Below are 15,824 nucleotides of genomic sequence, written 5' to 3' on the forward strand. Positions count from 1 at the left end.
GCCCTACTCGCTTCCGGCTTTTTCGAAGGTGGCCCACAGTCCGAAGGAGTGCATGGCGACGGTATCCCGCTCGGCTTTTTCCCTGCTGCCGGTCGCCACCGCCGACCTGCCCTGCTCGTGGACCTCGAGCATCAGTTTGCGCGCCTTGGACTCGCTGTAGCCGAAGTAGGTCTGGAAGACATAGCTGACATAGGTCATCAGGTTCACCGGGTCGTTCCACACCACAACGACCCAGGGCTGGTCAAGGCCGGCCTCGGAACGGGTCGAGGCCTCGTCCCGCACACGGGTATCGGTCGTAGTGCCAAGTGTCATGTACCTCATTCTAAGATGCGCCGCGGACCCGGGCCGCCCCGGTACTCACAAAGCGAACGCACGGCTAATGTTTTGACTGTGACTTCTCCCAGCAGCGCTTCGGCGCCCCGGCAGCCCAACACCGCACTGTTCACCGACCAGTACGAGCTCACGATGCTGCAGGCGGCCCTGCACTCGGGGGCGGCCCACCGCCGCTCGGTCTTCGAGGCCTTCGCCCGCCGCCTGCCCGACGGCCGGCGGTACGGCGTCACCGCCGGCACCGGGCGCCTCCTCGAGGCGCTCGCCGCGTTCCGGTTCGGGGACGACCAGCTGGGGTTCCTCTCCGACAATTCAATCGTCGATGACAAGACCCTGGACTGGCTCGCCGGCTTCTCCTTCACCGGCGACATCTTCGGCTACGCCGAGGGCGAGGCCTATTTCCCCAACTCCCCCATCCTGATCGTGGAGTCGACCTTCGCGGAGGCGTGCATCCTCGAGACCCTCGTGCTCTCGGTGCTCAACCACGACAGCGCCATCGCCTCGGCCGCCTCCCGTATGACCAGCGCCGCCGCGGGCAGGCCGTGCATCGAGATGGGCTCGCGGCGCACCCACGAGGAGTCGGCCGTGGCAGCCTCCCGGGCCGCGATCATCGGCGGCTTCGCCAGCACCTCCAACCTCGAGGCCGGGCGGCGGTACGGGGTCCCGACCGTGGGCACCGCCGCCCACTCCTTCACCCTGCTCCATGACACCGAACGCCAGGCCTTCGAGGCGCAGGTCCAGGCCCTCGGCCGGGGCACCTCCCTCCTCGTCGACACCTACGACGTCGAGCAGGGGGTGCGCACCGCCGTCGAGGTGGCCGGCCCTGAACTGGGCGCGGTGCGGCTCGACTCGGGCGACCTGGTGACCCAGGCCCGCTGGGTGCGCGAACTGCTCGATGACCTGGGCAACACCAACACCCGGATCGTGGTGACCTCCGACCTCGACGAGTTCGCCATCGGCCTGCTGGCCTCGGCGCCGGTTGATGCCTACGGCGTCGGCACCTCCCTGGTGACCGGCTCGGGCGCCCCGACCGCCGGGATGGTCTACAAGCTCGTCAGCCGCGAGGACAACAACGGCACCTTCGTCTCCGTGGCCAAGGCCGCCAAGAACAAGGCCTCCGTGGGCGGCCGGAAGTACGCCCTGCGCCGGCTCGACGAGAACGGCACCGCCACCGCCGAGGTGGTGGGCCTCTCCGCCTCGCCCTCCGACGACGGCAACGACCGGCCCCTGCTGCAGCAGCTGGTCAAGGGCGGGGAGGTCCTTCCGGGCTGGACCGGGCCCGAGGGCGTCCAGCGGGCGGCACTGCGCCACTCAGAGTCCATCGCAGAGCTCCCGGAGTCGGTGCACCGGCTCCAGCGCGGCGAACCTGCCATCCCCACCGAGTACGAGGAGACACTTCCATGACGCGTGCACTGATCATCATCGACGTCCAGAACGACTTCTGCGAGGGGGGCTCCCTCGCGGTGCAGGGCGGCGCCGAGGTGGCGGCCGCCATCAGCGACCACGCGGACGCCCGCGCCGCCGACTACGACTACGTCGTCGCGACCCAGGACTGGCACATCGATCCTGGCCCCCACTTCTCCGAGACCCCCGACTTCATCGACTCCTGGCCCGTCCACTGCGTGGCCGACACCCGCGGGGCGGACTTCCATCCCGACCTCGACACCGAAAACGTCGACGCGGTGTTCCGCAAGGGCCAGTTCGAGGCGGCCTACTCGGGCTTCGAGGGGGTCCTGGCCCCCGAGGACGAGGTCCCCACCGGGGAGCGCAAGCTGGGGGCGGCCCTGACCGAACCCGATGAGGCGCCGCTGAGCCTCGACGACTGGCTGCGCGACCGGGACGTCGACGAGGTGGTGGTTGCGGGTCTCGCCGCCGACTACTGCGTGCGGGCCACCGCCCTCGACGCCGTGGCCGCCGGCTACTCGGTGTCGGTGCTGACGGACCTGACGCGGGCCGTCCACGCCGAAAAGCTTGACAACACCTTCGAGGAACTCGAAGCGGCGGGGGTCGAGGTCCAGCACTGAGCACGCCGCTCCGGCGCCCTTGACCACGCTCCGGCGCCCCTTGACCGGGGTGCCGGAGCAGGCAGGGGCGGAATTACTTCCGCCCGATGAACCAGTCCTGGAGCTTCTTCAGCCGGCGCTGCAGCTGCTCCTCGTTGGCCTGGGCCACCGCCGGGCCGCCGCAGGCCTTGCGCAGTTCGGTGTGCACCACGCCGTGGGGGGTGCCGGTCCGCGCCGACCAGGCCGAGACGTTCTTGGCGAGCTGCCCGCGCAGTTCCGTCAGCTGCCGGTGGTCGGGCACCGCGGGGTCGGCCGGTGCGGGTTCGGGGGCGCGTCCGCGCCGCCGCGACTGCTGCTCCTGCTGGCGCTGGCGGAGCAGCTGCCCCACCTGATCGGCGTCAAGGAGCCCCGGGATGCCCAGGAAGTCGAACTCCTCCTCACTGCCCATCTCGCCGCCGGTGCCGAACTCGCCGCCGTCGAAGAGCACCCGGTCGAAGGAGGCCTGGGACTCGAGGGCCTCGAACTTCTGCTTGGTGAGCGAATCGGAAGCCTTCTCCTCCCGGTTCGCCGCCTCCATCAGGCCCTCCTCGAGGGCGAAGCCGTCCTCCTCCCCCGTCGAGGGGCGGTCCAGGGCGTGGTCGCGCTCGGCCTCGAGCTGGTTGGCCAGGGCCATCAGGTTCGGGACCGAGGGCAGGAAAATCGACGCCGTCTCGCCGCGGCGCCGTGCCCGCACGTACCGGCCGACGGCCTGGGCGAAGAAGAGCGGGGTCGCGGTGGAGGTGGCATAGACCCCGACCGCCAGCCGCGGCACGTCGACGCCCTCGGAGACCATGCGGACGGCGACCATCCAGCGCGTGGTGTCGGCGGAGAACTCCTCGATCTTCGAGGAGGCCTTTACATCGTCGGAGAGGATGACCGTCGGGGATTCTCCGGTGATCTTCTTCAGCCGGCCCGCGTAGGCGCGGGCGTCGTCGTGGTCGGTGGCGATGACGAGGCCGCCGGCGTCGGGCACCGTCCGCCGCACCTCGGTGAGGCGCTTGTCGGCCGCCGCCAGCACCGCGGGAATCCACTCCCCCGCCGGGTTCAGCGCGGTGCGCCAGGCCTGGGCGGTGATGTCCTTGGTGACGGCCGCCTCGCCGAGGGACGCCGCCATCTCGTCGCCGGTGCTGGTGCGCCAGCGCATCTGGCCCGAGTAGGCCATGAAGATCACCGGGCGCACCACGTGGTCGCGCAGGGCCTGGCCGTACCCGTAGGTGTAATCGGAGCGCGAGCGGCGGATGCCGTCGCCGTCCTCGACGTACTCGACGAACGGAATCGCCGCGGTGTCGGAGCGGAAGGGCGTTCCGGTCAGGGCGAGCCGGCGGGTGGCCGGTTCGAAGGCCTCACGGATTCCGTCGCCCCAGGACAGGGCGTCGCCGCCGTGGTGGATCTCGTCGAGGATCACCAGGGTCTTCGCGGCCTCGGTCTTGGCCCGGTGCAGCATCGGCTTGCTGGCCACCTGGGCGTAGGTGACGGCGACGCCGATGAAGCCGTTGCCGTGACGGCCGTCCGCGTTCTTGAAGTTCGGGTCGATCGCCAGGCCCACCCGCGCGGCGGCGTCGGCCCACTGGCGCTTGAGGTGGTCGGTCGGCGCCACCACGGTGACCCGGTTCACGATGCCCCGCTCGACGAGCTCGGTGGCGACCCGCAGGGCGAACGTCGTCTTCCCCGCGCCCGGGGTTGCCACTGCGAGGAAATCCTGGGGCGAGTTGGCGAAGTACTTCTCCAGGGCCTCGCTCTGCCACTGCCGGAGCTTGGGTGCCGTGCCCCACGCCGCTCGCTCCGGGTAGGCGGGCGGCAGGGCTGGGCCGGCCCCGAACAGGGTGTCACTACTCACGCCGGGACAGTACCTTCCATAGACTTCTTGGTGTCTTTCGTGGGGCCGGCCTTGGGTGCCTGTGCCCCTCTCAGACCGGAAACTATACCTGCTGCCGCGAACAGGCACAGAGCCAGCCAGATCGCAACAAACACCTCGACGCGGCCCGGCGCCGAGGGATCGCGCAGCAGTGCGAAGAGGGTGCCGGCCCCGGCCGTCCCGGCCACCCCGCCGAGCTGGTCGGCGATCTGCAGCGACGCCGAATTGCGCCCCTGCTCGGCCTTGGGTGAGAGCGACAGGACGAGGACCGAGGTGCTCGAAAGGGTCATCCCCATGGCCATTCCGGCGAAGGCCCAGATGAGGATCAGGACCGGCAGGGGCGCCTGGGCGCCCGAGGCGAGGGCGAAGCCGCCCAGGGTGAGCGAGAGCAGGGTCGAGCCGGCCACCAGCAGCCACTGGCGGCGGAACCCGACGCGGGTCTGCAGGAAGGCCCCGGCGCTCCAGCCGAGCGCCCCGGCGCTCAGGGCCAGGCCGGCGGTGGACGCGTCGACTCCGCGGGCGCTGACGAGCATCAGGGGGATGAACGCCTCGGCGCCGAAGAAGGCGACGTTCACGAGGCCGCGGGTGCCGATAATGCTCGGCAGGCCCCGGCCGAAACGCAGGGTGCCGCGCGGCAGCAGCCCCGGGAGGGTGATGAACACCGCCGCGAGCCCGACGGCGGCGAGGGCGGCAAGCAGGCCCGTCGCGGCGGCGCTGTTGCCGTCGGCCGCCAGCCGGATGACGGCCCACTGCACGGCGAATACTCCGCCCGACAGCCCAAGGCCCCGCAGGGCGCGGCGCCAGCCGGCGCCGCCGGTTCCGCCGGTGCCGGGGTCCGCCGGAGGGCCAAGCGAGCGGATCCGGGGAGCTACGACCACTCCGGCCGCCGCAACCAGCGGGGCCACCCCGAGGAACACCCACCGCCAGTGCAGTTCCTCGGCCACCACTCCCGCCACGAAGGGCCCCACCAGCGAGGGCACCACCCAGGCGGCCGAGAGCCAGCCGAAGACCACGGGCTGCGCGCCGGCGGGGAAGGCCCGGCCGATCACCACGTACACGGCGACGATCAGAAAGCCGCCGCCGAGCCCTGAGACCGCCCGTCCCGCCGTCACCACCCAGAACTCCGGTGCGGCCCCGGACAGGAGCAGGCCGGCGATCATCAGGGCCATGCCGACCCTCAGCGCCGGGCGGGGCCCCCGCCGGTCCGTCCAGGATCCCGCCAGGACCGTGCCCAGCAGCGAGGCGGTGAGGTACATCGAGAAGGCGAGCCCGTAGCTGGCCTCACCGTCGAGCTCGTCCGCCACCGCAGGCATGGCGGTGGCCACGGCCATGGCCTCGAAGGCCGCACAGGTGATGATTGCGATCAGCCCGAAGGTCAGCGGGCGCAGGCGTGCCGCCATTGCGGATTCGGGCGCGGGGGTATCCGTCATGGCACCTTACGCGTCGTTGCTTCCCTCCCGCGCGGCGCAGGAGGCGGTGGGGCCGGGCACCGGCCCGGAGGCCTACTTTGGCGTGTCGTCCTTGCCGGGGCGCAGGCCGTTGTAGATTTCCTTGCACTCGGGACAGACCGGGAACTTCTCCGGGTCGCGGCCCGGCGTCCAGACCTTTCCGCACAGGGCGATGACGGGCTCTCCGGTGAGTGCCGACTCCATGATCTTTTCCTTGCGCACGTAGTGCGCGAAGCGCTCACTGTCGCCCGGCTCCACCTCCTGGCGCTGTTCCTCCCGCTCGAGGGTGGCGGTCGAACCGGCGCCGGGGCTGTCCAGGGGGTCGTTGGCAAAGGGGTCTGCGGGCATCGTCATGGAACCAGTCTACCGCCGGCCCCTCGCCGGTTACCTGGTCCGGGCGAACGATCCGGCCCGCTGGTACTGCGGCACCGGGGCGAGCTCGCGCTCCAGGACGTGCGCCGCCCGGAGCCACCAGTGGGGGTCGCGCAGGGCGGCCCGGGCGATCAGGACGACGTCGGCCTTCCCCTCGCGGATGATGCCTTCCGCCTGCTCCGGGTCGTCGATCAGCCCGACGGCGCCGGTGGGAAGCCCTGCCGCCCGCACCGTCTCGGCGAACTCCACCTGGTAGCCCGGACCGACGGGAATCCGCACATGTGCCACCGCTCCGCCCGAGGAGACATCGACGAAGTCGACCCCGTGCTCTGCCGCCTTCGCAGCAAGCCGCGCCGATGCGGCGCCGTCAAGGCCCCCCTCGACCCAGTCGGACGCGGAGATGCGAAGGAGCAGCGGCATCTCGGCCGGGATGTTCCTGCGGACCTCGTCGATGACCTCCAGCGTGAGGCGGAACCGTGCCTCTTCGGAGCCTCCCCAGCCGTCGGTGCGGGTGTTGACCAGCGGGGTCAGGAACTGGTGCAGCAGGTAGCCGTGGGCGCCGTGGATTTCCACGGTGTCGAAGCCGGCCTCCACGGCGCGGCGGGCACCCTGGCCGAAGTCGCGGATCACCGCGAGGATGTCCTCCTCGGTCATCGCCCGCGGGGCGGCATAGCCGTCGAAGGCCTCATCGGTGGGGCCGAGTGTCTCCCAGCCGCCCTCTGCCTCGGGCACCGACCCGTGAAGCCTGCTGAAGGGCCAGTAGGTCGAGGCCTTCCGCCCGGCATGGGCCAGCTGGATTCCGGTGAGCGTGCCGGGTGTCCCCTGGGTGTGGATGAAGTCGGTGATGCGGCGCCAGGCGGCAACCTGCTCGGCGTTGTAGATGCCGGCATCGCGCGGGCTGATCCGTCCCTCGGGGCTGACCGCGGCGGCCTCGGTGATGATCATCGCCGCACCGCCGGTCGCGAACTGGCCGAGGTGCACCAGGTGCCAGTCCGTCGGTACTCCCGGGGCACCGACCGGATCGCAGGAGTACTGGCACATCGCGGCCACCCACCCCCGGTGGGGCACTGTCAGTGAGCGCAGGGTGATCGGGTCGAACAGGCCGGGAGTGGTGGTGCCGGAGGTCATGGAGTCCTAACGAAGTGGGTGCTGCGGTACGGTCTGCTGCTGACCGGTAAGGGTTTGCCTAGAAGAGCGCCCGGGCGAGGGTGGCCCGGGCCTTGGTGACGCGGGGGTCGGTGGGGCCGACGATCTCGAACAGCTCGAGGAGCCGTTTCCGGGCCGTTTCCTTGTCCTCGCCGCCGCTGCGGGCGATGAAGGAGGTGACGCGTGCGAAGGCGTCCTCGACGTGTCCCCCGCTCAGGTCGAGGTCGGCCACGGCGAGCTGCGCCTCGACGTCGTCGGGCCGCCCGGCCCCGGCGGTGCGGACCGCGGCCGCGTCGGCTCCTTCGAGGCGCTGCATGAGTTCGACCTGCGCAAGCCCGGCCTTCGCGTCGGCGTCGGCCGGCTGTTCGGCCAGCGCCCGGCGGTAGGCCGCGGCGGCCGCGGCGTAGTTCCCGGCCTCGATGGCGTCGAAGGCCTCCTGGTGCAGCGGCGGCAGTTCGGGTTCCGGCGCGGGCGCCGCGGCCGGCGCCTGCGCGCCGTCGTTGAGGGTGCCGGTGACGCCGTTGGCCTCGGCGACCTTGAGCAGTTCGTCGATGAAGGCACGGATCTGCTCGGCCGGCAGCGCACCCTCGAACATGGGTACCGGCTGGCCCTTGACCACGGCCACGACCGTGGGCGCGGCCTGGGCCTGGAACGCCTGGGCGATCTGCGGCTGGGCCTGGAGGTCTGCCTTGGCCAGCAGGAACCGGCCGTCGAAGTCGATGGCAGCCGCCTCGAGGACGGCGCTGACCTGGGTCGACTGCTCACTCCAGGACGCGCCGAGGTCCACGATCACCGGGACCGTGGCGGAGAGCTGGACGAGCTGCGGGAACGTCTGCTCGGTCACCTGGACGATGTACGGGCTGGCGGCGGCGGGCCGGTCCGCGGCCGGCCGGGCCGCCGCCTCCGCGCGGGCCTTGACGGCGGCGAGGTCGACGGCGCCGTGAAGGTTCATTGACGGCGGCACGTTGCCGCGGCCGGCTGGTGTGGACAATGGCTTGCCTTTCGGATGGGGGGGTTCGTGCACCGGAGTGCGGGGGCGTCTACTTCAGCTTGGCGGCCAGCAGCTGCTGCGCGGCACCGATCACGCGGATCTTGTCCTTGCTGCCGGCCGGTGGTACGTACATCATCACGGCCTCACCGTAGTTGACGTCAATTCCTTTTTCGGTCTTTTCCCGGCCGGTGAGGGTCTCGTAGATCGTTCCGTTGAGGTCGATGGAATCGCCCCTGCCCTTGGGGACGCTCGAGTAGGTGTGCTTGAGGTATCCGAAGACGACGGCGCCGCCGTCCTCGGTGCCCAGCGCCCGGGTGCTCGGCGCCTGGGCGACGTGGCGGAAGGAGATGGTGGCCGCGGCGTTGTCCCGGTCTGCGACGACACCTGCCTGGAATCCGGTGATGGCGTCGGCGAAGGAGTTCGCCTCGAAGGTTCCCTTGTGCTTGCCCTTCGGCGAGGTCAGGAAGTCGGCGATGGCGGCCACCGCGGTCTGCGGTGCCATGGCGAGCCCTTCCTCGGCATCGGGCGCCAGTTCCTGAAGAGCCCCGTCGGCCGCGGAGGCCGGGAAGGTGGTGCCCGGAAGCATCTGGATGGCGGAGACCAGCTTGTAGTTGGTCCGCGGGTTGTCCTGGGTCAGCACCAGCGCCTGCGGAACAGGGTTCCCCTCCCCCTGGGTCAGGGCCACGACCGTGCGCGGCCACTCCCCGGCGGTGGGAATGACGCGGGTCAGCACCGGTGACCCGGCCACCGGTGCGGCGGCCGAGGCCTTCTTGTCCTTGGCGCGCACCGCGTATCCGGCGGTGCGCAGTTCGAGCGCCGCACCGCCGGCGCGGGGTTGCAGCAGCTTGGAGTCGGCCGCGGCGTCGGCCTCGGCCACCGTGGTCGCGACGGACTCGAGGATGCGCTCGAGCTGGGGTTCGAGCACGGCCGGGGCGCCCGGCTTTGCGTTTCCGGAGCCGCCCTCTGCGGCCTTGGTCTCCTGCTTGACCGTCTGCTGCGGGACTGTCTGCTGCTTGACCGTCTGCTGGGCGGCGGCGGGGCCCGCCACGGCCGTTCCGGCCAGGAGTGCTGCTGCGGCCACGGCCACAGGGTGGACTCTGCGGCGCGCACGGACCCCGCGGTCCGCGGCGGCGCGCTGCTGCCGGAGGTAGGCCCGTGACCCCTCGGGCGCAGGGGTCGGGCGGCCGCGGCCGGATCCGGTGCTGCGCGGTGAGATGAAGAGCAGTGCGATCCCCAGGACCGCGAGCAGGGCGCCGGCGACGATCAGGGGTACGGCCAGCGGTGTCGAGGCATCGTTCGGCTCCGTGATGGCGATGTCCGAGGGCGCCGCTGCGGTTCCGTCGGAGACGAGCAGGATCGAGAAGTCGCCCTCGGCCGGGTTGATCCAGTGATGGGTTACCGAGCCCTCTGCCGTCTCCTCGCTCGTCCACAGGTCCGCGCCGCGGGGATCGGGCACGGTGGCCTCGCCCTCGGTGAACTTCGTCGTGAGCTCCTCGTCGCCGACGCCGGTGACCCGCAGGTGGGCGGCGTCGCCGACCCACGCGTCGACGTCCGCCGCCCTGCCCACGGCCAGGGTGAACGGACCGCCGCTCTTGACGGTGATATCGACGTCGCCGGCGTCGTCGTTCCGGGCCTCGGCGTCGATGACCGTCACAGGCCCGGCCTCCGCCCCGGCGGGCACGCTGAACGTCACCGTCTCCGGTGGGGCCCAGAAGGTGCGCTGGCCGATGCCAATCAGCATCAGCAGCACGCCGGCAATAATGATCGGGACTGCAGTTTTCACGCGCACGCGGGTACCTATTCGTTGTCTTGTGGAGCGGACCTCCCGATCCGCGGCGCACCGCCGGCCGTCCGCGGGCACGCACGGGCCAGGCTGTACTTTCTCTCGATTAGTCTTCCCATGGTAACGAAGTTGCCCGTGGGGAACTGATTCGTGTGCACCGGCTCACTCCGGCCCGACGCCAGCCTCTACCGCGTGCGGGGCACCACGCCCGCCTGCCGTGCGCGGAAAGGCCTGTCTTCCCGGGAGCCCGGCTGTAGTGTTTCGCTTGTGATCCAAAGTGGAATGCAGCACCAGTGAAAGCAGACCGCACCGTGACGAACAATGAGGAAGTGCCCGTCAACGAGCCGCTGCCGCGGCCCGACGGGGACTCTGCGGACCGCAACGGCGACGGCGGCGGAATCGACCCGGCCGAACCCGGAGGCGACCCTGCCCTCGCCCGGGGCCGGATGGCTACGCTGTTCACCCGGCTGCGGCGGCCGATCCCCGGAGCCCAGCCGCGGCGGCGGTTCGAGTTCCCGCCCGAGGTGGAACCGCTGGCCGTGCCCGTGGACCCCTCGGTCCAGCTCACCGACGAGCGGCTGAAGTTCGGCGGGCTGCCTCCCCGCTCGATGCGCCAGCACCCGATCCACTTCGGGTTCATGGCCAGCGTCGGGGTGGGCCTGGCGCTGCTTGCCTACTTCATGATCATGAACGTCGGGCAGCTGCTGCTGTGGATCGGGGCGGCCCTGTTCATCGCCCTGGGACTAGACCCGATCGTGAGGTGGCTCGACCAACGCGGGGTGCCGCGCCCCGCCGGCATCACCCTGTCCCTGACGCTCCTGGTGGGACTGGTGGTGGGGTTCTTCGCCACGCTGATCCCCACCATCGTGAACCAGACCTCCCAGATCATCGAGCGCGGCCCTGCCTACGCCCAGACCTTCCTGAACTCCGACTTCTTCCGCACCCTGGACCAGCAGTTCCAGGTCCGTGACCGGGCCACGGCGGAAATCAACAACTTCTTCGCCGAGGACGGCATCGTCAGCGGAATCTTCGGCGGCGTCCTGGGGGTGGGCACAGTCATCCTCAACGGCCTGTTTGGCACCCTGATCGTGCTGGTCCTGACCCTTTACTTCCTGGCCTCGCTCCCCTCGATGAAGAAGTGGGCCTACCGGCTGGCACCCCGGTCGCGGCGGGCCCGCGTGCAGTCGCTGTCCGAGGAGATCACCCGCAGCGTGGGCATGTACGTGATCGGGCAGGCCTGCGTGGCCCTGCTCAACGGCGCGTTCGCATTCATCGTCATGTCCATCGTGGGCGTGCCGTTCTCGGTGCTGCTGGCCTTCATCGTCGTCCTGCTGGCGTTCATCCCGCTGGTGGGGGCGCTCATCGCCGCCTGCTTCGTCAGCCTGGTGGCCCTGACCGTCGGGTGGCAGACCGCGCTGCTGTTCGCCATCCCGTACCTTGCGTACCTGCAGTTCGAGGCCTACTTCATCTCCCCGCGCATCATGCAGCGGGCGGTGGCGGTGCCCGGCGCCGTCGCCGTCATCGCGGTGATCGCGGGAGGCAGCCTGCTCGGCGTGCTCGGCGCCCTCATCGCCATCCCCACCGCGGCGGCGATCATGCTGCTGCTCAAGGAGGTCTTCATCGCCCGGCAGGACCAGCAGTAAGGGCACCGGCCGGCGTTCAGGAGGCGGTGGCCGACTCGCCCTCCCACTGGGTGGGCAGCGGTGCCCCCTGCCCGGGAAGGACGACCTCGACGATCTCGTTCAGCGCCCGGGCGGCGTATTTCTCCCCCACCCACAGGTGCTTCGCGCCGTCGACAGGGGTCACCACCGCCTGCGGGACGGCGGCGAAGCGTTCCTGCGCGGCCGGCGGGCGGAGGTAGTCGTCGAGCTCGGGGACCAGCACCGTCAGGGGCAGCCCCGAGGCTGCCCAGCTGTCCAGGTCGGCGTCGTCCGCGCGGTGGAGCGGCGGGGAGATCAGGACCGCGCCCTCGATGTGCTCGGCGACCGGGTCGGAGGCGCCGTACTTCAGGCACAGCTCGGTGCCGAAGGACCAGCCCACGAGCCAGATGTTCGTCAGGCCTTGGTCGACCGCCCACCGGACCGCCGCCTCGACGTCCAGGCGTTCGGCGCCGCCGCCGTCGAAGGTTCCCTCGCTGCATCCCCGCGGTGAGCAGGTGCCGCGCGTGTTGAACCGCAGCACGGCGATCCCGGCCAGGGCCGGCAGCCGGAAGGAGGCCTTGCGGAACAGGTGCGAGTCCATGAACCCGCCGTGGGTCGGCAGCGGATGGAGCGTGACCAGGGTCGCCTTCGGCTCCCCGTCCAGGGGGGCGGCGAACTCGCCGACGAGCGTCAGGCCGTCGGCGGTCTTCAGCTCGATGTTCCGCCGGTCGGCGGGCAGCACCGTCGCGGCGCGGATGTCGATCGGTCCGGTGCTTGGGGTGAACTCGTAGTCCTGGGGATCACTGGCCATCCCCCCATTCTAGGTGCCCGGCGGCGGCCTGCAGTGCGCCGTCGGGCGCCCTCAGTACCGGTAGCTGCGGGTGTTCCAGCAGTGCACATGCCAGTGCCTGCGGTCCGCCAGGGCCGACTCCGCCCCGAGCAGCGAATCCTCACGCCACACCACGAGATGGGCGACCCCGGGCGGAATTACCCGGTGGCACCCGGGGCAGGTGTACTCCTTGGCCGCGTTGCGCTCGGTGATCCGGCGCACCGACCATTCGCCGTCGGGGGCGCTCACGCGCAGCGGAAACCCGGCCCGTGCCCGCTCCAGGTCGAGCTCCGCCGGAACCGGCGCCGTGCCGCGGGAGTGGCCCTTGGTGCGGCGGGGGCGGTTCGAGCGGGGCATGGTCCAAGTCTGCCCGAACTTACCTCCGGGCCGAAACTCCGCGCGTGGGCGGGCCGGCGCGCCGCGGACCGCACTTCCGGGCGGGCGGCCCGGAGACCGGTGCGCCAAACGGTACAGTGAAACGTGTGCGTCTAGTCATTGCCCGCTGCTCCGTCGATTACATCGGCCGCCTCCGCGCCCACCTTCCGCTGGCCACCCGCCTGCTGATGGTCAAGGCCGACGGCTCCGTCCTCGTCCACTCCGACGGCGGCTCCTACAAGCCGCTGAACTGGATGAGCCCGCCGGCCTCGCTGCGCGTCAGCACGCCCGACGAGGCCGACGCCGCCGAGGGCATCACCGAGGTGTGGACCGTCCAGCACGCCAAGAGCGATGACCGGCTGGTGATCAATATCCGCGAGCAGCTCCACGAGTCCTCCCACGACCTCGGCGTCGACCCGGGCCTGGTGAAGGACGGGGTCGAGGCGGACCTGCAGCGCCTGCTCGCCGAGCAGATCACGCTGCTCGGCGAGGGGTTCACCCTGATCCGGCGCGAATACATGACCGCGATCGGGCCGGTGGACATCCTGGCACGCGACGGCTCGGGCGCCACCGTGGCCATTGAACTGAAGCGGCGCGGCGACATCGACGGCGTGGAACAGCTCACCCGGTACCTTGAACTGCTCAACCGCGACCCCCTGATGTCGCCGGTGCGCGGTGTCTTCGCGGCCCAGCAGATCAAACCCCAGGCCCGCACGCTGGCCGCCGACCGCGGCATCGACTGCCTCACGCTCGACTACGATGCGATGCGCGGCGTCGACGATAAAGAGTCCCGCCTGTTCTAGCAGTCCGCCCGGCTCCGGCACGGGCCCCTTCCGGCGCATAGAATCGGACCATGGCCAACCTGCAGGGCACGTCCAACCACCTTTCCGGGCGGATGGTGACCGATTCCGGCATCATCGAGGACGCCGTGCTCAGCTGGGAGGGTTCGCGCATCACCTACGCCGGCCCCGCCCGGCCCTCCGATGGAGCAGGCACCCCGCCGCTGCCCGAGGGAGCGCTGATCCTTCCCGGGCTGGTCGACCTCCACTGCCACGGCGGCGGGGGCGGGGACTTCACCTCCGGCAGCGCCGAGGACATCCGCACGGCCGTGTCCTTCCAGCACCGCAGCGGAACGACGACGCTGCTCGCCAGCACGGGCGCCGCCCCGGGCGGGGACCTCCTGGCGGCATTTCCGCTCCTGTCCACCGCGGCCGACGAGGGCCTGATCGCGGGGATCCACGCAGAGGGCCCGTTCCTGTCCCCCGCACGCGCCGGCATGCACGACCCGGCGCATCTTTCCGACCCGGATGAGGACCTGCTGGCGGAACTGGCGGCCGCGGCGGGGGGCCATCTGATCTCCATGACGTACGCCCCGGAACTCGAGGGCACCGACACGCTCGTCTACGACCTGGTCACGCACGGGGTCATCCCCGCCATCGGGCATACCGACTGCACCGCCGAACAGGCCTCCGCCGCCCTCGACCTGATCAATGAGGAGCTCGCCTCGACGGGCTTCGACGGGTTCAGCGGCCGGCCCATGGCGACGCACCTGTTCAACGCGATGCCGGCCATCCACCACCGCTCCCCCGGGCCGGTGCCGCTGCTGCTCGAGCGGGCACGCGCCGGGGAGATCGCCGTCGAACTGATCGCCGACAATGTGCATCTCCACGCCGACACCGCGCGGATGGCCTTCACGCTCGCCGGACCGGCCAATGTCTGCCTGGTCAGTGATTCGACGGCGGCCGCGGGGCGCGGCGAAGGGGTGTTCCGGCTGGGCCGCAGCGAGATCACGGTGCGGAACGGTGTGGCCCGCAGGGGCGCGTCGGAAGCACCGGCCGGTGGCACCCGGACGCTGCTGGAGGTGGTGCGCTGCGCCGTGGAGGCCGGCGTGGGGCTCCGCGACGCCGTGGTGTCGGCCTCGGCGGTGCCTGCCGGCGTGCTCGGGCTGGCCGATGAGCTGGGCAGCCTGCGGCCGGGGCTGCGCGCCGACGCGGTGATCGTGTCGGCCGGGCTCGACCTGCTGGGCGTCCTGAGGGCCGGGGTCTGGCTGAAACTGCCCTGACGGCAGGGGCCTGCCTAGCGCCAGGTGCCGATGCCGATCACCGGACCGGCCTCAAGCCAGGAGGACAGGCCCGCATAGACCGGATATTTCATGGCCAGCTGCAGCTCGGAGCCCTCATAGGCCAGGGTGACGACGATGCAGCCGGGCAGTACGCGGCCAACCTCGGCCTCGGTGGGCTGGCGCCATCCCTTGAGCTCAAGCGAGCTGCGCAGGTAGCGGTGGGGCGGCACGGGGCTGAGCGACATCAGCCGCAGCCATTCGAGATGGGTGTCCGTATAACGACAAACCCCCATCCGCCACCCCTTGTCGGGGAGGCGGATGGAGGCGTCGAAGGTACCGAGCGTCCGGCCCAGCTGGTAGCGGCGCAGCAGGAAGGCACCGACCAGCAGAACCAGCACGCCGAAGACGGCCGCAATGAGAATCAACAGCAGACTCAGACCGTCCATGGTGGTGGTGTCAGCGGTTTCCCGCGGAAACCGAATCGCCGATCGTGGCGTTGTCGGCAACGATGACCACGCGGTTGCTGTCGACGGAGAAGAATCCGCTGTCGACCGCCACCACGATGCGCTCACCGCTCACCGGCTGGATGGCGAGTTCGCCTTCCCCGAGCAGGGCGAGCACCGGCGAGTGACCGGGAAGGATCCCGATCTCGCCCTCGCTGGTGCGCGCCTTGACCATGGTCGCCGGGCCGGACCACACGAAGTGGTCGGCTGCGACGATTTCGACTTCGAGCTCTGCAGAGGCCATGAGCTTTACTTTCCGGTCCGCTCTTGGATCTTCGCCCACTGGCGCTCGACGTCGTCGAGCCCGCCGATGTTGAAGAACGCCTGCTCGGCGATGTGGTCGAGGTCACCGTTGCAGATGGCGCTGAAGCCTTCGATGGTGTCCTTGATGCTCACGGTCGAGCCTTCAACGCCGGTGAACTGCTTGGCGGTGTAGGTGTTCTGCGAG

General features: G+C 70.7%; 16 protein-coding genes and 1 pseudogene. 5 read left to right on the forward strand and 12 right to left on the reverse strand.

Annotation, left to right across the window (positions count from 1 at the left end; all coding sequences use genetic code 11):
* Window positions 1-3: 3 nt before the first annotated feature.
* Window positions 4-312: an ATP-dependent Clp protease adapter ClpS gene (gene clpS / locus QZX79_RS06575; RefSeq protein WP_294566365.1), complete on the reverse strand. Its 309-nt coding sequence runs from the start codon at window positions 310-312 to the stop codon at window positions 4-6.
* 78 nt (window positions 313-390) lie between these two features.
* Here clpS and QZX79_RS06580 point away from each other — a divergent pair, with 78 nt between their 5' ends.
* Window positions 391-1,734, forward strand: a complete 1,344-nt coding sequence (locus tag QZX79_RS06580) for a nicotinate phosphoribosyltransferase (RefSeq protein ID WP_294566368.1) — start codon at window positions 391-393, stop codon at window positions 1,732-1,734.
* Window positions 1,731-2,354, forward strand: a complete 624-nt coding sequence (locus tag QZX79_RS06585) for an isochorismatase family protein (RefSeq protein ID WP_294566371.1) — start codon at window positions 1,731-1,733, stop codon at window positions 2,352-2,354. The genes QZX79_RS06580 and QZX79_RS06585 overlap by 4 nt, the downstream gene beginning before the upstream one ends.
* Window positions 2,355-2,427: 73 nt before the next feature.
* Here the strand turns inward: QZX79_RS06585 and QZX79_RS06590 are convergent, their stop codons facing one another.
* From QZX79_RS06590 to QZX79_RS06615, 6 genes are all read right to left on the reverse strand, one after another.
* Window positions 2,428-4,209: a DEAD/DEAH box helicase gene (locus QZX79_RS06590; protein ID WP_294566374.1), complete on the reverse strand. Its 1,782-nt coding sequence runs from the start codon at window positions 4,207-4,209 to the stop codon at window positions 2,428-2,430.
* Complete coding sequence (locus tag QZX79_RS06595; RefSeq protein ID WP_294566377.1) at window positions 4,206-5,657, reverse strand: MFS transporter; 1,452 nt, start codon at window positions 5,655-5,657, stop codon at window positions 4,206-4,208. The genes QZX79_RS06590 and QZX79_RS06595 overlap by 4 nt, the downstream gene beginning before the upstream one ends.
* A gap of 72 nt (window positions 5,658-5,729) precedes the next feature.
* Window positions 5,730-6,029: a DUF3039 domain-containing protein gene (locus tag QZX79_RS06600; protein ID WP_120165215.1), complete on the reverse strand. Its 300-nt coding sequence runs from the start codon at window positions 6,027-6,029 to the stop codon at window positions 5,730-5,732.
* A 30-nt stretch (window positions 6,030-6,059) separates the two neighbouring features.
* Window positions 6,060-7,175 (reverse strand): NADH:flavin oxidoreductase/NADH oxidase, encoded by a 1,116-nt coding sequence (locus QZX79_RS06605; protein ID WP_294566382.1) that lies wholly within the window; start codon window positions 7,173-7,175, stop codon window positions 6,060-6,062.
* Between the two features lie 58 nt (window positions 7,176-7,233).
* Window positions 7,234-8,184: a co-chaperone YbbN gene (locus QZX79_RS06610; RefSeq protein WP_294566385.1), complete on the reverse strand. Its 951-nt coding sequence runs from the start codon at window positions 8,182-8,184 to the stop codon at window positions 7,234-7,236.
* A 49-nt stretch (window positions 8,185-8,233) separates the two neighbouring features.
* Window positions 8,234-9,967 carry a hypothetical protein gene (locus QZX79_RS06615; RefSeq protein ID WP_294566388.1) on the reverse strand — a complete coding sequence of 578 codons (1,734 nt, stop codon included), beginning with the start codon at window positions 9,965-9,967 and terminating at the stop codon, window positions 8,234-8,236.
* A 446-nt stretch (window positions 9,968-10,413) separates the two neighbouring features.
* Between QZX79_RS06615 and QZX79_RS06620 the strand changes: the two genes are divergently transcribed.
* Complete coding sequence (locus QZX79_RS06620; RefSeq protein ID WP_294566403.1) at window positions 10,414-11,610, forward strand: AI-2E family transporter; 1,197 nt, start codon at window positions 10,414-10,416, stop codon at window positions 11,608-11,610.
* 16 nt (window positions 11,611-11,626) lie between these two features.
* Here the strand turns inward: QZX79_RS06620 and QZX79_RS06625 are convergent, their stop codons facing one another.
* Together QZX79_RS06625 and QZX79_RS06630 are read right to left on the reverse strand one after the other, a co-directional pair.
* The gene (locus tag QZX79_RS06625; protein WP_294566391.1) at window positions 11,627-12,418 is read right to left on the reverse strand and encodes an alpha/beta hydrolase; all 792 of its coding nucleotides are present in this window, start codon (window positions 12,416-12,418) and stop codon (window positions 11,627-11,629) included.
* Between the two features lie 51 nt (window positions 12,419-12,469).
* A complete protein-coding gene (locus QZX79_RS06630; protein ID WP_120165210.1) occupies window positions 12,470-12,793 on the reverse strand; it encodes a hypothetical protein in 324 nt (107 codons plus the stop codon).
* A gap of 125 nt (window positions 12,794-12,918) precedes the next feature.
* Here QZX79_RS06630 and nucS point away from each other — a divergent pair, with 125 nt between their 5' ends.
* Window positions 12,919-13,614 carry an endonuclease NucS gene (gene nucS / locus QZX79_RS06635; protein WP_120165209.1) on the forward strand — a complete coding sequence of 232 codons (696 nt, stop codon included), beginning with the start codon at window positions 12,919-12,921 and terminating at the stop codon, window positions 13,612-13,614.
* A 50-nt stretch (window positions 13,615-13,664) separates the two neighbouring features.
* Window positions 13,665-14,873: an N-acetylglucosamine-6-phosphate deacetylase gene (locus QZX79_RS06640; protein WP_294566395.1), complete on the forward strand. Its 1,209-nt coding sequence runs from the start codon at window positions 13,665-13,667 to the stop codon at window positions 14,871-14,873.
* Window positions 14,874-14,887: 14 nt separating this feature from the next.
* Here the strand turns inward: QZX79_RS06640 and QZX79_RS06645 are convergent, their stop codons facing one another.
* From QZX79_RS06645 to QZX79_RS06655, 3 genes and pseudogenes are all read right to left on the reverse strand, one after another.
* The gene (locus tag QZX79_RS06645; protein WP_120165207.1) at window positions 14,888-15,319 is read right to left on the reverse strand and encodes a DUF2550 domain-containing protein; all 432 of its coding nucleotides are present in this window, start codon (window positions 15,317-15,319) and stop codon (window positions 14,888-14,890) included.
* A gap of 10 nt (window positions 15,320-15,329) precedes the next feature.
* On the reverse strand, window positions 15,330-15,620 hold the full coding sequence (locus QZX79_RS06650) for a F0F1 ATP synthase subunit epsilon (protein ID WP_120165206.1): 291 nt from the start codon (window positions 15,618-15,620) through the stop codon (window positions 15,330-15,332).
* A 5-nt stretch (window positions 15,621-15,625) separates the two neighbouring features.
* Window positions 15,626-15,824: pseudogene (locus QZX79_RS06655) on the reverse strand (F0F1 ATP synthase subunit beta); the annotation flags it as partial.

The organism is uncultured Arthrobacter sp. (assembly GCF_902805515.1).
Taxonomy (GTDB): Bacteria; Actinomycetota; Actinomycetes; order Actinomycetales; family Micrococcaceae; genus Arthrobacter_D.

Excerpts from the sequence above, each read along its gene's own strand:
- QZX79_RS06630 (WP_120165210.1), bottom strand. The coding sequence starts at position 12,793 with ATGCCCCGCTCGAACCGCCCCCGCCGCACCAAGGGCCACTCCCGCGGC.
- QZX79_RS06600 (WP_120165215.1), bottom strand. The coding sequence starts at position 6,029 with ATGACGATGCCCGCAGACCCCTTTGCCAACGACCCCCTGGACAGCCCC.
- clpS (WP_294566365.1), bottom strand. The coding sequence starts at position 312 with ATGACACTTGGCACTACGACCGATACCCGTGTGCGGGACGAGGCCTCG.
- QZX79_RS06605 (WP_294566382.1), bottom strand. The coding sequence starts at position 7,175 with ATGACCTCCGGCACCACCACTCCCGGCCTGTTCGACCCGATCACCCTG.
- QZX79_RS06650 (WP_120165206.1), bottom strand. The coding sequence starts at position 15,620 with ATGGCCTCTGCAGAGCTCGAAGTCGAAATCGTCGCAGCCGACCACTTC.
- QZX79_RS06595 (WP_294566377.1), bottom strand. The coding sequence starts at position 5,657 with ATGACGGATACCCCCGCGCCCGAATCCGCAATGGCGGCACGCCTGCGC.
- QZX79_RS06640 (WP_294566395.1), top strand. The coding sequence starts at position 13,665 with ATGGCCAACCTGCAGGGCACGTCCAACCACCTTTCCGGGCGGATGGTG.
- QZX79_RS06585 (WP_294566371.1), top strand. The coding sequence starts at position 1,731 with ATGACGCGTGCACTGATCATCATCGACGTCCAGAACGACTTCTGCGAG.
- QZX79_RS06645 (WP_120165207.1), bottom strand. The coding sequence starts at position 15,319 with ATGGACGGTCTGAGTCTGCTGTTGATTCTCATTGCGGCCGTCTTCGGC.
- QZX79_RS06620 (WP_294566403.1), top strand. The coding sequence starts at position 10,414 with ATGGCTACGCTGTTCACCCGGCTGCGGCGGCCGATCCCCGGAGCCCAG.
- QZX79_RS06625 (WP_294566391.1), bottom strand. The coding sequence starts at position 12,418 with ATGGCCAGTGATCCCCAGGACTACGAGTTCACCCCAAGCACCGGACCG.